Source organism: Enterobacter sp. 198 (genome assembly GCF_009025585.1).
Lineage (GTDB): Bacteria > Pseudomonadota > Gammaproteobacteria > Enterobacterales > Enterobacteriaceae > Enterobacter > Enterobacter ludwigii.
Genome location: NZ_WCIM01000015.1, coordinates 98831 through 113178 on the forward strand (window position 1 = coordinate 98831; position 14348 = coordinate 113178).

At 55.7% G+C, this 14348-nt stretch carries 11 protein-coding genes; 3 read left to right on the top strand and 8 right to left on the bottom strand.

What is annotated here, in order from left to right; genetic code table 11:
- Positions 1 to 147: 147 nt before the first annotated feature.
- On the top strand, positions 148 to 504 hold the full coding sequence (locus F8561_RS07295; protein WP_025205788.1) for a helix-turn-helix domain-containing protein: 357 nt from the start codon (positions 148 to 150) through the stop codon (positions 502 to 504).
- Here the strand turns inward: F8561_RS07295 and F8561_RS07300 are convergent.
- From F8561_RS07300 to ytfQ, 5 genes are all read right to left on the bottom strand, one after another.
- A complete protein-coding gene (locus F8561_RS07300) occupies positions 476 to 2047 on the bottom strand; it encodes a methyl-accepting chemotaxis protein (protein WP_040018484.1) in 1572 nt (523 codons plus the stop codon). The two genes, F8561_RS07295 and F8561_RS07300, sit on opposite strands and share 29 nt — an antisense overlap.
- Before the next feature lie 93 nt (positions 2048 to 2140).
- Positions 2141 to 3142, bottom strand: coding sequence for a galactofuranose ABC transporter, permease protein YjfF (yjfF, locus tag F8561_RS07305; protein ID WP_020882909.1), 1002 nt, complete (start codon positions 3140 to 3142; stop codon positions 2141 to 2143).
- Positions 3129 to 4154 carry a galactofuranose ABC transporter, ATP-binding protein YtfT gene (gene ytfT, locus F8561_RS07310; RefSeq protein WP_025205793.1) on the bottom strand — a complete coding sequence of 342 codons (1026 nt, stop codon included), beginning with the start codon at positions 4152 to 4154 and terminating at the stop codon, positions 3129 to 3131. The genes yjfF and ytfT overlap by 14 nt, the downstream gene beginning before the upstream one ends.
- A 10-nt stretch (positions 4155 to 4164) precedes the next feature.
- Positions 4165 to 5667: a galactofuranose ABC transporter, ATP-binding protein YtfR gene (gene ytfR / locus F8561_RS07315; RefSeq protein WP_032681853.1), complete on the bottom strand. Its 1503-nt coding sequence runs from the start codon at positions 5665 to 5667 to the stop codon at positions 4165 to 4167.
- Positions 5668 to 5791: 124 nt separating this feature from the next.
- Entirely contained in the window at positions 5792 to 6748 is a 957-nt protein-coding gene (gene ytfQ, locus F8561_RS07320; protein WP_020882912.1) for a galactofuranose ABC transporter substrate-binding protein YtfQ, read from the bottom strand.
- Positions 6749 to 7057: 309 nt separating this feature from the next.
- On the opposite strand from ytfQ, the gene ppa reads away from it, so the two are divergent.
- Together ppa and F8561_RS07330 are read left to right on the top strand one after the other, a co-directional pair.
- A complete protein-coding gene (ppa, locus tag F8561_RS07325) occupies positions 7058 to 7588 on the top strand; it encodes an inorganic diphosphatase (RefSeq protein WP_020882913.1) in 531 nt (176 codons plus the stop codon).
- Between the two features lie 511 nt (positions 7589 to 8099).
- Positions 8100 to 8393, top strand: a complete 294-nt coding sequence (locus F8561_RS07330) for a hypothetical protein (RefSeq protein ID WP_014168361.1) — start codon at positions 8100 to 8102, stop codon at positions 8391 to 8393.
- A gap of 42 nt (positions 8394 to 8435) precedes the next feature.
- Here F8561_RS07330 and F8561_RS07335 read toward each other — a convergent pair whose 3' ends face one another.
- Genes F8561_RS07335 through tamA form a run of 3 tightly spaced genes read right to left on the bottom strand, consistent with a single transcriptional unit; the run spans position 8436 to position 14289 of the window.
- On the bottom strand, positions 8436 to 8780 hold the full coding sequence (locus F8561_RS07335; RefSeq protein ID WP_014168360.1) for a gamma-glutamylcyclotransferase: 345 nt from the start codon (positions 8778 to 8780) through the stop codon (positions 8436 to 8438).
- Positions 8781 to 8782: 2 nt separating this feature from the next.
- Positions 8783 to 12559 carry an autotransporter assembly complex protein TamB gene (gene tamB / locus F8561_RS07340; RefSeq protein ID WP_151887297.1) on the bottom strand — a complete coding sequence of 1259 codons (3777 nt, stop codon included), beginning with the start codon at positions 12557 to 12559 and terminating at the stop codon, positions 8783 to 8785.
- Positions 12556 to 14289, bottom strand: a complete 1734-nt coding sequence (gene tamA, locus F8561_RS07345; RefSeq protein WP_020882918.1) for an autotransporter assembly complex protein TamA — start codon at positions 14287 to 14289, stop codon at positions 12556 to 12558. The genes tamB and tamA overlap by 4 nt, the downstream gene beginning before the upstream one ends.
- Between the last annotated feature and the right edge of the window lie 59 nt (positions 14290 to 14348).

The following is a 14348-nucleotide window of genomic DNA, read 5'->3' on the forward strand; positions in this document are numbered from 1 at the left end:
CCATAACACGGGGAGCCCTTCAGGCTCCCCGCTTCATTTATATATTTTACCGTATAAGTGTTTATAAAAAACACGCTTTAATATTCGGTTTTGCTCCTGCATTATTTCCATAACAGTTTGACAAATATTTCCTGGAGCCTAATCGTCATGAAAAATTATTCCCGTGCTAATACCGGCATTGATTTAAATCTTATCCCTGTTTTTATTGAAGTGGTCCGCTGCGGCAGTATGGCAAAAGCCTCTGTACGTCTGGAGATGTCGCGCCCCGCGGTGAGTCTGGCATTAAAACGCTTTAATCAGCTGTTTGACGAGCCGCTATTTTTCCGCAAAGGGTTATATCTCGAGCCGACTGAAAATGCATTAGCATTAACCCAGTCTCTGGAAATATTAATGGGCGACATTCACGATAATATTGGCGCATTAAATTCAGCGACACATAAAACCCCGACACAGAATGCGCCGGGGCGGGAAAATATTATGCCGCTGTCTGAGCCGTCAGTTTAAATGATGCCATGGCGTCCATCAGCTGACGCGATTGCTCTTCCAGCGAGCGCGTCGCGGCAGAAGATTGCTGGACCAGCGCCGCATTCTGCTGCGCGGTTTCGTCCATCTGATTCACGGCAATATTCACCTGCTCAATGCCGCGACTCTGCTCCTGGGACGCGGTCGCAATCTCGCGCATCAGTTTGGTCATGCGCAGTACTTCTGTTGCGATCTCATCCATCGTTTCGCCAGCCTGCTGCGCCAGCTCGCTGCCTTCGTTTACATGGGTCTGAGAATCACTGATAAGCGAACGGATCTCTTTTGCTGCGTCAGCGCTGCGGCTGGCGAGGTTTCGCACTTCACCGGCGACAACGGCAAACCCGCGCCCCTGCTCACCCGCGCGCGCCGCTTCCACCGAGGCGTTCAGCGCCAGAATATTGGTCTGGAAGGCAATGCCGTCAATGACGCTCAGAATATCGGCGATGCGTGCCGAACTGCCGGCGATATCACGCATTTTTTCAATGACGTAGCAGACCATTTCGCTGCCGTGATCGGCGGTGTCAGACACGGATTTCGCCAGCTGGTGCGCCTGCTCGGCGTTGTCTGCATTGAGTTTCACCGTGGCGGTGATCTCTTCCATGCTGGCGGCCGTCTGCTCAAGCGATGTCGCGGTGGATTCCGTGCGCTGGGCAAGATCCATGTTCCCCGCCGTCAGCTCGCGGCTGCCGGTATCAATTTGCGAGCTGGCATCACGTACCCGTAAAACCGAGTTCATCAAAGACTGCCGCATCCCCTCAATGGCCGCGTTCAGGCGGTTAAACTCCTGGCTCGCCGGGTCATTCAGCGTATGGGTTAAATCGCCCGCCGCCACGTTCTCCAGCTGAGCAATGGAGGCCGAAAGCGGTTTGAGCAGCATGTGACGCAGTACCAGCCACGCCAGCACAATAATGCCAGCCGTCAGCAGCGCGGCCACCACGATCAGGATCAGTACCCGGTTTTTGCTCGACTGCACGGCCTTCACTTCCGCTTTCCCGCGCGCTTCGCTCCATTTCTGAAAGACCTGCATATCATTATCAAACTGCGCCGCCACCGGGATCAGCGTGTTCTCCAGCAGATCGTAATAGCTGTCTGCGCTCTGATCGTTCAGGGCTTTCAGCATCGGGTCGATCCCCTGCTGGTTATAGGTCGCCAGGCTCGCGGCCACCTTATCCAGCAGTTTTTGTCCCTGTTCATCCGCCACCCCGCCGTCGATCACGCCTTTCAGCGTTTTACGGGCCTGGGCAATCTCCTGATTGATGTTTTTCACCGATTTGGCCGCGTCATCCATCATGCCGATTTCCATCATCCGGACCGCCTGACCCGCTTCATTACGCGCGCGCAGGATCAGGGTATAGCCAGAATTAAGCTGCACCATCTGCTCACCCTGAAGGTGGTTGATGCGCTGGAGTGAAGAAGAACTCTGTGTGAGGGCATAAATGCCAATGCCGCTGACAATCAGCAGCAGAAGGGTCATAACGGCCAGTAAAGAGAGCAAGCCGGTACGAATCGATAGCGTTTTAAGCATGATATTATTTCCGGTAGCGAGATATTTCTGGGCATAAAAAAAGAGTATCGGCCGCTACCGGAAAATGTTTAGACTTTAAGCAAATTCAGCGTGTTATGGCTCTGTTACTGAAGTGTTTACACGGGTAACAGGCGAGCTTTGTCGGTTCTCCCAGAGCACCGTCAGGCCGCGCTGCAGGGCGATAAAAATAAACAACAGAATGCCAATGGCGATCTTGGTCCACCATGAACTGAGCGTGCCGTCAAAGTTGATATAGGTCTGGATCAGTCCCTGGATCGCCACGCCGAACAGCGTCCCCAGCACCGTGCCAACGCCGCCGCTGAGCAACGTGCCGCCAATCACCACCGAGGCGATGGCATCAAGTTCCACCCCGACCCCTGCCAGGGCATAACCCGCCTGGGTATAAATCGAGAAGACGATCCCCGCCAGCGTCGCCAGTCCGGTCGAGAGCATATAGATGCGGATTGTGGTGCTGCGGGTGGAGATCCCCATCAGGTTTGCCGAGGTGGCGCTGCCGCCAATGGCATAGACCTGATTACCAAACCGGGTACGGTGGGCAAGGAAGATCCCCACCACCACCACGCCCAGCATCAGCAACCCCATCGCGCTCAGACGACCGCCGCCGGGGATTTTCCACGCCAGGCTGGAGAGCGTGTCGTAGACAGGATGGTTAATCGGAATCGATTCTTCCGAGACCAGGTAGCTTACGCCGCGCAGGAAGAACATGCCAGCGAGGGTGATAATAAAGGCCGGAATTTTCAGCGCGTCGATCAAAAGCCCCATAAAGGCGCCAAACGCGCAGCCCATCACCAGCACCAGCGGGAAAGCCAGCAGCGGCGAGATCCCCCAGAAACCGATCGCTTTTGCGAGGAATACGCCCGTGAAAGCGATCACCGACCCAACCGAGAGATCGATCCCACCGGAGAGGATCACAAAGGTCATGCCAACGGCGATAATGCCTAAAAAGGCGTTATCCGTCAGAATGTTGCAAATCACCCGGGTAGAGGCAAAGCCCGGGAATTGCGTCAGGCAGTAGAGATAACCCAGCACAAACACGCCCAGGGTGATCATTAACGGTAAATTACGTTTTATCATGGCCACGGATCCCTTTAATGATGCTGACAAAGCGCGGCGACTGGACGATCAGCACGCAGAGCACGACCACCGCTTTCACCACCTGGTTGAGTTCCGGCTGAAAACCGGAGAGCAGGATCCCGGTATTCATACCCTGAATAATCAGCGCGCCGATCACCGAGAGCAGCAGATTAAACCGCCCGCCCATCAGCGATCCGCCACCGATAACCACCGCCAGGATCGCATCCAGCTCCAGCCATAACCCGGCGTTGTTGGCATCCGCACCACGGATGTCCGCCGCGACGATCACCCCGGCAATGGCGGCGCAAATGCCGCTCAGCACGTAGGTCAGCATGACCATCAGCCGCGTATTAACCCCGGCGTTTCGCGCCGCACGGATGTTAATTCCGACCGCTTCAATGAACATGCCCAGCGCCGTTTTACGGGTAAAGAGCCAGAACACGACTAATGTGACCAGCGCAATAACGATCGGCGTCGGGAAGAAGAACAGCTTACCGCTGCCAAGCCATGCCAGGCCGGGGGAGTTGAAGGTCACAATCTGACCCGAGGTGATAAGCTGTGCCACACCGCGTCCGGCCACCATCAGGATGAGAGTGGCGACAAACGGCTGAATTTTCAGGACCGCCACCAGAATGCCGTTCCACAGTCCGGCCAGCACCCCAGTACCTAATGCAGCCAGCAGCACCACCGGCAGGCTGTGCCCGGCGACGGTCATGGACGCTGCCGTGGCGCCTGCGATGGCCATCACCGCACCGACGGAGAGGTCAATCCCGCCGGTGGCGATCACCAGCGTCATACCAATGGCCAGAAGCGCCACCGGGGCGGCACGGTTTAAAATGTCTATCGGACTGCCAAACAGCCGGCCATCCTGCACGATAATCTGAAAGAAATGCGGGGCGACCAGGCTATCGATCAGCAGCACCAGCAGCAACGCGATAATTTGCGGCGTGCCGGTAGGCCAGGTGAAGCGGCGCCTGGTTGCACCGGTTTGCGGAAGCGAACGGGGCATCACGATTAACTCCTTACGCCGCGATGGCATTCATGATTGCCGGAACGGACAGTTTATCCAGCGGGATCTCTGCCACCTGCTTACGATCGCGCATGATGATGACGCGATCGGCATACCCCACCAGCTCTTCCAGCTCGGATGAGATAACCAGCAGCGCCAGACCGTCTGCACACAGCGTTTCGATAAGCCGGATAATTTCGGCATGCGCCCCGACGTCGATACCGCGCGTCGGTTCATCGAGGATCAGGAACTGGGGTTTAGTCAGCAGCCAGCGTGACAGCAATACCTTCTGCTGGTTGCCACCGGAGAGAAATTCAATGGGCTGTTCAGCGCTCGGCGTACGTATACCGAGCTGACGGATAAATCGCTCGGCAATGGCGTTTTGTTCTTTCCGCGGGATGGGGCGTAGCCATCCGCGCTGCGCCTGCAGAGCCAGAATGATATTTTCCCGCACCGAGGCGGCGGCAATTATGCCATCGGTTTTCCTGTCTTCCGGGCAGAAGCCCACGCCCAGGCAGGAGGCCTGATGCGGCGATCGCAGGGTCTGCGGTTTACCTTTGATCAGCGCGCTGCCGCTGTCTGCAGGTTTGATCCCGAAGATCACCTCGGCGGTTTCGGTGCGCCCGGAACCCAGCAGGCCCGCCAGCCCGACAATTTCACCGGGCCGCACGTCCAGATTAAAGGGCGAGATCACCCCTTTTTTGCCAAAATCGCTGAAGGCCGCGACCGGTTTCTCGCTGAGCAGCGTGCGGCCTGCACGCTGAAGCGCGTTGGTTTCCAGCTCGCGGCCCAGCATCATTTTGACCAGTTCTATCTGCGGCAGCTCGCGAGTTTCGCGGCAGCCGACAAAGCTGCCGTTGCGCAGCACCGTGATGCGATCGCTGACCTCATACACCTGATCGAGGAAGTGGGTGACGAAGATCAGGCTTACCCCCTGATCGCGCAGCTGGCGCATCAGGGTAAAGAGCATTTCGACTTCCTGGGTATCAAGGCTCGCGGTAGGCTCATCAAGGATCAGCACTTTCGCGGAGAGATCGATCGCCCGGCAAATCGCGACAATTTGCTGCATCGCGACGGAAAAACGGTTCAGCGGTTCGCGAACGTCCAGGGAGAAGCCATAGGATTCCATCAGCCTGGTGGCCCGTGCTTCCATCTCTTTGCGTCGCAGCAGGCCGAAGCGTCTTGGCTCACGGCCGATAAACAGGTTATCCGCCACCGACATATTCGGCAGCAGGTTCACTTCCTGGTAAACCGTCCCAATCCCCAGCTGTTGTGCATGGGCGGTGTTTTTTGGCGAAATGGCGTTGCCTTCTAGCCAGATTGTGCCGCGATCGGCATGGTAAACGCCGGTAAGTGCCTTAATCAGCGTCGATTTTCCCGCACCGTTCTCTCCCAGCAGCGCCATAATCTCACCGCGTCGCAGGCTAAAATCAACGTTATCCAGCGCTTTTACACCGGGGAAAAACTTGCTTAAGCCCTCTGTGCGGAGGATTTCCTGGTGTTGTGTGTCGGTCATGTTTCCCCCTCACCCTCGCCCTCTCCCGGTTGGGGAGAGGGAAATGTTCATGCCAGTCTCCCCGCCCTTGTATACCCTCTCCCCTCTGGGGAGAGGAGTGGGGTAAGGGGCGAGGGAAAAGGCCTTAGTAGCCCATATTTTTCTTCTTCTCTAACTCTTCTTTCGCGGTGTCAGGCAGGTAGAGCGTCGATTTGGTGATCGTCACTTTTTCAGGCAGGGTGCCGTCTTTCTTGAATTTCTCCAGCGCATCGAATGCCGGGCCAGCCATGTTTGGCGTCAGCTCCACGCTGGCGTTCGCTTCGCCGTCCATCATCGCTTTATAGATATCCGGTACGCCATCGATAGAGCCGGTGAGGATATCTTTGCCCGGCTTCAGCCCCGCTTCTTTGATGGCCTGGATAGCCCCGATCACCATGTCATCGTTGTGGGCGTAAACCATGCAGATGTTCTTGCCGTTGTTTTCAGCCTTGATAAAGCTCTCCATGACCTCTTTACCTTTACTGCGGGTAAAGTCGCCGGACTGAGAGCGGATAATCTTAATGTTTGGCGCTTTGGCGATGGCTTCCGCGAAGCCTTTCTTACGATCGATGGCCACGCTCGCCCCGACGGTCCCCTGCAACTCAACGACGTTACACGGCTTGCCATCCACCTGTTTCACCAGCCAGTCACCAATTAATTGACCCTCGAGAACGTTGTTGGCGGTGACGGTGGTCATATAGAGAGATTTGTCTTTTACATCAATGGAACGATCGAGCAAAACAACCGGGATCTCAGCGTCTTTCGCTTCCTTCAGGACCGGCTCCCAGCCTGTGGCCACGACCGGCGCAATAAAGATGGCATCAACGCCCTGGGCGATAAATGACCGCACGGCTTTGATCTGGTTTTCCTGTTTTTGCTGCGCATCGGCGATTTTCAGGGTGATACCGCGTTTCTGGGCCTCGCTTTTCGCAACGTTGGTTTCTGCCGCTCGCCAGCCGGATTCAGAGCCGACCTGGGAAAAACCTACGGTTAAAGGGGCGGCCATCGCCATAGACGACATGGCTGCCGAAACTGCTGTGACAAGAAGTAAGCGCTTCCACATATGAACGTCCTCGTAGGGGTGTTTATTGTTGGTTAAAAGATGTTCTGCGAAATGACTATAGCCAATGAAATATGTAACGAATTGCGTTACATCACACTTCAGAAAAGTGAATAAAACGTTAATCACAAGTTTGTAATCGCTTTCATTTCACCATTAAAAAAGCGGCTGAGTTTATGGATTTTCCTGTCATGGAATCGGTCTGAAAAGTGGGGAGAACGTGGAGAGAAGACGAAAACAGGCGGAGACATTCAGCGCCAGTTGGCTATAATACCTGCCACTTGTTTACCATCCATTTTAAAGGACACAGACATGAGCTTACTCAACGTCCCTGCGGGTAAAGAACTGCCAGAAGACATCTACGTAGTTATCGAAATCCCGGCTAACGCAGATCCTATCAAATACGAAGTGGACAAAGAGAGCGGTGCGCTGTTTGTAGACCGTTTCATGTCTACCGCCATGTTCTATCCATGCAACTATGGTTACATCAACCACACCCTGTCTCTGGACGGTGACCCGGTTGACGTACTGGTTCCAACGCCATACCCACTGCAGCCAGGCGCAGTCATTCGCTGCCGTCCTGTTGGCGTGCTGAAAATGACCGACGAATCTGGTGAAGATGCGAAACTGGTTGCTGTTCCGCACACCAAACTGAGCAAAGAGTACGATCACATCAAAGATGTGAACGACCTGCCAGAACTGCTGAAAGCGCAGATCACTCACTTCTTCGAGCACTACAAAGACCTCGAAAAAGGCAAGTGGGTTAAAGTTGACGGCTGGGAAAACGCAGAAGCAGCGAAAGCGGAAATCATCTCCTCTTTCGAACGCGCTGCGAAGAAGTAATTCTTACCGCTGAATAATAAGGCCCCGCGAGTCGGGGCTTTTTTGTACCTTGCGTCTGACGCGATACTGGCACGCTAAATACGGTATAGCGGGTAACATCTCAAGGAACCAGCAGAATATATGAGCTTGTGACCCCAGGTTTTGTCCCCGGCAGAGCCGACCTGTTTGAAGAGCTTGCAGGGTATTATGAGAGTGATGACCTGATATTTACCGAGATAGGTCTTTGATATCATCTAACGCTATTAATAGCCTGCATTTGCCCTACACGCTGCGTTAAAACAATTACCGACGAATATGCCCGTTTCGTGTCTGCTTCAGGGCTGTATGAAGACAGGTGTATCTACCCTTTTTGTTGCAATGCACAGCGGGTAGAGTAAACGGCATACCCTGAGCTCAGGTGCTACTAATATCACCCATAGCTATTTTTTAATTGAGTTGCTGGTCAGCACACTCCTGACCGTCGCGATTGTGGGCGTTTTACATGCTACGTTTCTTTCTTCACAGCATAAAGATGGGCTACATAAAGGCGTTTGACTGTTACGGTAAAGACAGCAAATGGCAGTATCTCTGCATCATGACATTCCAGCTCGCCTGGTTTTTGTTTTATTTATGGATCCCCTACCGTAGCGATTATGCCATTTTGCTGTTTTTACTGTTTTTTATTCCCGTCATTTCAAGCAATACGCGGTGCATCAACTACTACGGCTTTTCACGCACCCTGTGTCTGATATGGCTGGTTGCTCCGTACATCATGCTTTTTGTTCCGCTGTTTTTGACCCGACGCCGAAGCACAGAAGAGAGCTAAGCCCATAAAAAACAACGCCACCTGACGGTGGCGTTGTTTTTTTCAGTACTGGTCTCTGTCTAACCAGTTACCGCTTACAATCCGCTTTAACCCCTCGACCGGACGCTGGTAGACGTACATCCACGCACTTCCATACGGCGTCTGGATCAACTGGCGAGCGTATTCACCGCCCCTGGTGCGCAAGGCATCAAGTTCGGCAAGTGTAGCATTATCAATACGATAAACTTCACCCTGTACTGTTCCTTCCCCAGGAACCGCACCTGGATAGTGGCCCAGGCTATACAACTGGTAGTTCTCGATATTGTAATTCCCCAGCAGCAGGGCATTGGTCATCCAGTGACTGTTGCCTTGCTTGGTTCGTAAACTGCCGTAGACAAATATTCGCATTGCTAAAACTCAAACTGATAGAGCAGATCAAGTGCCTGGTCTACGCCGGACACTGCTTCCAGATATAGCTTAGGCATAAGGCGATAGCGTAACGTGAGTGTTGCCAGTGAGTCAAAGATCCCCACGCCATATTTTACCTGCAGACCCGGCAGTACATAGCCACTGACCACCACTTGCGAGGAGTCACCCACGCCCTGGGTGTCCAGTGCCAGATTGCTTACGCCGAACGTCTCGCCGATTTTACCCACAACCTGCCCACTTTGTGCAACCCCCAGACCCACTAACATCGAGGTCATCGCTGCGCTGTCGCTCTGGCCGCTCTCCAGTCCTTGCCCGCGCAGCAGGTAAGACAGGGCTTCCTGTTGCGACATTGCCGGGTCGGAGAAGATCTCCGCCTTCGGCTCATCAGCAGAGCCGGTAACGCGAACACCTGCAATAACGTCGTTTTCGGTGGCTTCCGGGTTACGAATCGCTTCGATATTGAGCAGTGGCTGATCCGGCGGGCCGGAGAACAGCAGCTCACCTTTACGCACAATCAGATCCTGACCATAGGCATGGAAGCGCCCTTCAGGAATATTGATCTGACCGTTCAGACCCAGACCCTGCTTGTCCTGCGCGACTTTCAGATCCCCTGTCAGTCTCGCCTTCAGCCCAAACGCATCCAGACGCACGTTATTGCCGACGTGAACGGTGAGGTTACTGTTGATCGGAATACCGGCGCTCTTCTGCTCAACGGGTTTGAGATTTTCATTGAGCATGACTTCGTCACTGGAGACGCCCACCGCGCTCTCAGGCACCTCGTGCACCACGATGCGTGCCCACGGTACGTCCACGTTGCCGTCCAGCGTGAAGAGGCTTGGGGTGGCTTCAAAGACAATATCCGGGGATACGTCCAGACGTACCATCGGCGGTACGGTGATCCGCACCTTGCTGCCTTTGGCCGCGACACGGGCCCGCCAGTTATCAAGCTGGCTCCAGTCGGCGTCGCCGCTGAGGTTGATTTGTCCCTGCTGGGTACGCACCACCCCGGCGAGGGTCGAGCTCATGCCGTTGAAGTTCATCGCAATCTGGCTTGGCTGCATATCAAACGGCATAAAGTTGCCGTCGATATCCACGCCGTTAAGCTGCATCTGGCCAAACAGCTGCGGGCTTTGCGCATTGCCCGCCAGGCGCAGGTTCGCGCTGAGCATCCCCTCCGCTTTTTCTCCGCGTGAGAAAATCGGGTTGGCCATCGCCAGGTTGAAGTTGCGGATATTAACGTTACCGGCGAGATTACGGCGTCCTTGCGGATCGGTAATCTGCACCTGCCCGTCAAACTGACCGTTATTGGTCAGACGGATAAGCCACCCCAGCTCCGCGCGGTTGTTATGCAGATCGGCACTCAGGTTGAGGGTATCAAACGCCACCGGCAGCGGTGCGTCGTTTACCTCCTGTATCACCTTCACGTTACGACCGGAGAGCGTCACGCTCCCCTGCGGCAGCCCCTCTTTGGTCGTGTCCCACGCGACATCGGCTTTCCCGCTAAAGACGCCGCTGGCCTGAGTTGTCTCCGGCATAAACGGTTTTAGCATCGCCAGGTCGAAGCGATTAAGGTTGATCTGCGCACGCCCTTCAGCCCCCGCATCAATGGTCTGCGGCACGCACAGTTCCGCATTCGGGTTGGTCCAGCAGTGCGGTCCGATACTGATCTTTTGTTCGGCGTTGCGGTAGTCCAGCGCGATAGAGCGGGACAGTGCCAGCGGCCCTACCGGGGTGTTGAAGCGGGTATTGTCCAGCGACCCTTTCCAGCGCGCCTGTTTGCGATCAAAGCTTCCGGTCAGATGAAGCTGACCGGATACCGGCTCGCCCTGCACCTTAAGCTGGAGATCGTGCTGTTTTTCGTTACCTTTGGCATCCAGAGTGACCAGATTAATGTTCACGTCGGGCTGAGAAATGCGCTCCACGCGCAGGTTCAGGTTACCGCCAATTTGATCGGTGGATTTCACATCCCCTTCGACGCGAACCCGCGCAACGGTCAGCGCCTGCCAGCGCAGGTTGCTGGCGGTGATATCGGCCAGCAGCTGCGGAGCCTCTACCGTGCCGCGCACCTTCACTAACCCTTTCGCCGTGCCGCCCAGCCCTGGCAGGGCGTTATCCAGATTTGGCGCATCAATGGTGGCATCGAGATTAAGATCTTTCACCCCCAGCTCGCCTTTGATATCCGCCGTGTTACGGCCCAGCGCCACGTGCAGACCCGGGATCACCCACTGCAGATAGCTGTTGCCCTTCAGCGAGCCTTCAACGTTGACCTTATTCTGCTTCACGTTACCGGTAAGCTTGATTTCCGGCACGTCCATCTGCCACGTACCGCCATACAGGCTGCCGCGGGTTTTGATCAGGCCGTCCAGTTTTGATGGCCAGTCCGGCACCTCTTTGGCCGTGTTGATCCCCGTCAGCTTCAGCTCGCCGCGCCAGCTGATCGCCTGCTGCCAGTCAAGCAGCGCGGTGAGTTCCGTTTTGCCTTCCAGCGCCGCGACGGTCAGTTTGTCGAGATTCACCTGCTGCTCGTTGCCTTTAGCATCCAGCGTAATCGTCGCAGGCGGAACACCTTGCCCCTTCACCGCCGTGCGGAACGACAGGGTGTAATCCGTCATTTTGCCGCTCAGCTTCAGCTTCAGGTCATCGGCCTGGAACTGTTTTTCGCCGGTGAACGGCCAGTAGAGCTGCTTACTGACAACCTCAAGGTTGAGCGGCAGCCCCGCTTCCGCCAGCTGCGTTTGCGCGCGCAGAACCATATCCACCGGGCCGGAGAAGTTAACGCCGACATCCAGTTTATCGCGCAGCGCCCCGCCCACTTTGACCTTCACTTTTTCGCCTTTCAGCGGGTCGATGTTGAGCGAACTGTTCAGGGTGATATCCACCGGCCAGTTGTCGCGCAGCAGGGCATTCCCTGACGCGTTAACCGAGCCCTGGTTGGTGTCGATATCCAGCGCGTCGAGCTTCATGTCGCCGTCGATGCTGCTGACTTTAAGCAGCATGTTGAAGACCGTCAGATCGGTATCGCCGGTGAGACGCAGCTGCTCGCCTTTAAACTCTTCGATATTCAGGTTCAGCGGCAGATGAACGTCCGTCATCTCCGGCAGCACAGGTTTAGAGAAGAGATCTTTCAGCGTTTCGCCCAGCGGTTTCTCTTCCGGCTGCGGGTTCTGGATCTTCGGTTCGACAATTTCTTCCTGCGCCACGTCCGCCACTTTCGGCAGCGCAATCAGCAGCCCCTGAAGGGAGGTTGGCGTCAGGGTGAGGTTTTTCTCCTGCCAGCGCAGGCCGGAGGTGAAATCCATGACGGAGACGGTGGTGTCGTCGATTTTGACATTGACGTTATCCAGCGCCACCCGATAGAGGGCAATCGGATACGGTGTGGAGAGATTCAGCGGGCCGCTATCCTCTTCCTCAACGGGTGCCGATTTCGGCATTTTCTTCGAATCTATCGCCACGTTCACGTCTTTCAGCGACAGATCGTTAACGCACAGCTTGCTGTCCCGCAGGCAGCCCAGCTTCACCGCGAGGTGAAATTCCCCCGCGTTTACCGCCACGCCAGGCTGCTCGTAGCGGATGTTTTTCAGACGCAGATCGCGCCAGCCGCCTGTCACCTGGCCAATTTCCAGCCCAGGAACCCAGCGGTTAGCCGCGTTAAACAGCAGATGCAGGCCAGACGTCGTGCCGACCAGAAACGCCACCGTACCGAGCAGCAGTACGATAAAAATCAGCACCCCGAGGCTTATCTTCTTCCATAAACTCATAATTCAGGCCCCAGACCGATGTAAAACTGTAAACCGTGTTCTTCTTTATCACCCACCGGCACGGCGAAATCGAGCTTGATTGGCCCGACGGGAGACTGCCAGCGTACGCCCACGCCCGCGCCGGTTTTAAAGTCGCTGCGGCGGATATCGCTTACCGCTTCGCCGCCGTCGACAAACATCGCGCCCCACCATTTTCCGCTGACGTTGTACTGGTACTCCAGCGAGCCGGTAGCCAGCTTGGAGGCACCAATCAGCTTGCCGTCATCATCTTTCGGCGCGATGGATTTGTATTTGTAACCGCGAATACTGCGGTCGCCACCGGCGAAGAAGCGCAGATCCGGCGGAACTTTGTCGAAGTCGCCGGTTTCAATCCAGCCGAGGTTGCCGCGCATCACGAAGCGGTGTTTGTCATACAGCGTGCGGATCCAGACGTTTTGCGCCTGAATTACCGAGAAATCCACATCGGAGCCCCACATGGTGTTGGAGTAATCGATGGAATAACGCTGGGAATCGCCCCAGGTTGGCATCAGGCCGCCGCGCGAGCGGGTACGGCTGATCATCACCCCCGGATAGAGCAGCATGGTGGTGTTGGTGACGTTGGCCTGGGTAAAGTGGTCCAGACTCCAGCGCAGGTTAATGGCGCGCTGCCAGCCGCTGGAGAGGTCCCAGTATCGCGATACCGCAAGCGTGGTGGAATCTGCCTCGGTATCGTTCAGGTCGGTACGCTTAAAACCGCCCTGAACAAGGTAATACTGTTCAAGCGGGTTTTTCAGCAGCGGCATTTTGTAGCTGAAATCGAGCTGCTGTTCCGGCGCTGAGATACTGGCGCTGGTGGTCAGGCTGTGGCCGTATGAGTTCATCCACGGCTTTTTCCACGTGGCTTTCACGCGCGGACCGACGTCGGTCGAATAACCAACACCGGTCTCAATGGTGTTCTCGGTGCGCGGCGAAACAACGCCATGCAGCGGCAACACCTTGGTTTTGCGCGATTTATCAAACTCCGGCGCGACAACCACCGAGTTAAACCACCCGGTGGCGGAGAGGCGGCGGTTCAGCTCCGCCAGATCACGCGACTGGTAGTAATCGCCCTTTTTGAAAGGCACGAGGTTTTGCAGATACTCTTCACGAATTTGTGAGCCTTCGAAGGTCACATCGCCGAAACGATAACGTTCGCCGCTGTCATAATCGATATCCCAGAAGGCCTGGTGCCTGTCGAGCGCAATGCCCAGCTGGCTTTTGTCGAACTGGCTGTCAAAGTACCCCTTACGCAGGGAAACGCTCGTCAGCTCTTTTTTGAAATGATCGTAGTCACCGTGGTTCAGCACGGTACCGTTTTTCGGCCGCGTGCTGAGCAGATCCAGGTAGTCCCGGTCCGTACGCGCGCCGCCGCGCAGAATGACGTTAGTGCCGCCGATCAACACCGGCTCACCCGGTGAAACGCGGGCAATAAGCACCTGTCGCCCCTTCTTTGGCGGCGGACGGAGATCGAAATCAATGGTGGGTTCGTAATAACCCAGCGCTTTCAGCCCTTCGCGGATCGCATCATCCACGCGCGCGCGAAAACGCCGGTCCGGCGTCACTTCGTCGCTCTCGATGGTCGACAGCTGCGCACGCACGTTTTTTTCCAGCGCCCCGGATAACCCCTCAACCTGCAAACGGACATTCGCCGCGCTGGCAACCCCGCTTGTCAGCAATAAACTGACCAAACATAACTGGCGGATTTTTGTCACGTTTTCTCCTGAATATCCCTTTTTCCACCCTGGAAGCAAATGAAGTGCCGCTCCGCGGC

Excerpts from the sequence above, each read along its gene's own strand:
- F8561_RS07295 (WP_025205788.1), top strand. The coding sequence starts at position 148 with ATGAAAAATTATTCCCGTGCTAATACCGGCATTGATTTAAATCTTATC.
- F8561_RS07300 (WP_040018484.1), bottom strand. The coding sequence starts at position 2,047 with ATGCTTAAAACGCTATCGATTCGTACCGGCTTGCTCTCTTTACTGGCC.
- yjfF (WP_020882909.1), bottom strand. The coding sequence starts at position 3,142 with ATGATAAAACGTAATTTACCGTTAATGATCACCCTGGGCGTGTTTGTG.
- ytfR (WP_032681853.1), bottom strand. The coding sequence starts at position 5,667 with ATGACCGACACACAACACCAGGAAATCCTCCGCACAGAGGGCTTAAGC.
- ytfQ (WP_020882912.1), bottom strand. The coding sequence starts at position 6,748 with ATGTGGAAGCGCTTACTTCTTGTCACAGCAGTTTCGGCAGCCATGTCG.
- ppa (WP_020882913.1), top strand. The coding sequence starts at position 7,058 with ATGAGCTTACTCAACGTCCCTGCGGGTAAAGAACTGCCAGAAGACATC.
- F8561_RS07330 (WP_014168361.1), top strand. The coding sequence starts at position 8,100 with ATGGGCTACATAAAGGCGTTTGACTGTTACGGTAAAGACAGCAAATGG.
- F8561_RS07335 (WP_014168360.1), bottom strand. The coding sequence starts at position 8,780 with ATGCGAATATTTGTCTACGGCAGTTTACGAACCAAGCAAGGCAACAGT.
- tamB (WP_151887297.1), bottom strand. The coding sequence starts at position 12,559 with ATGAGTTTATGGAAGAAGATAAGCCTCGGGGTGCTGATTTTTATCGTA.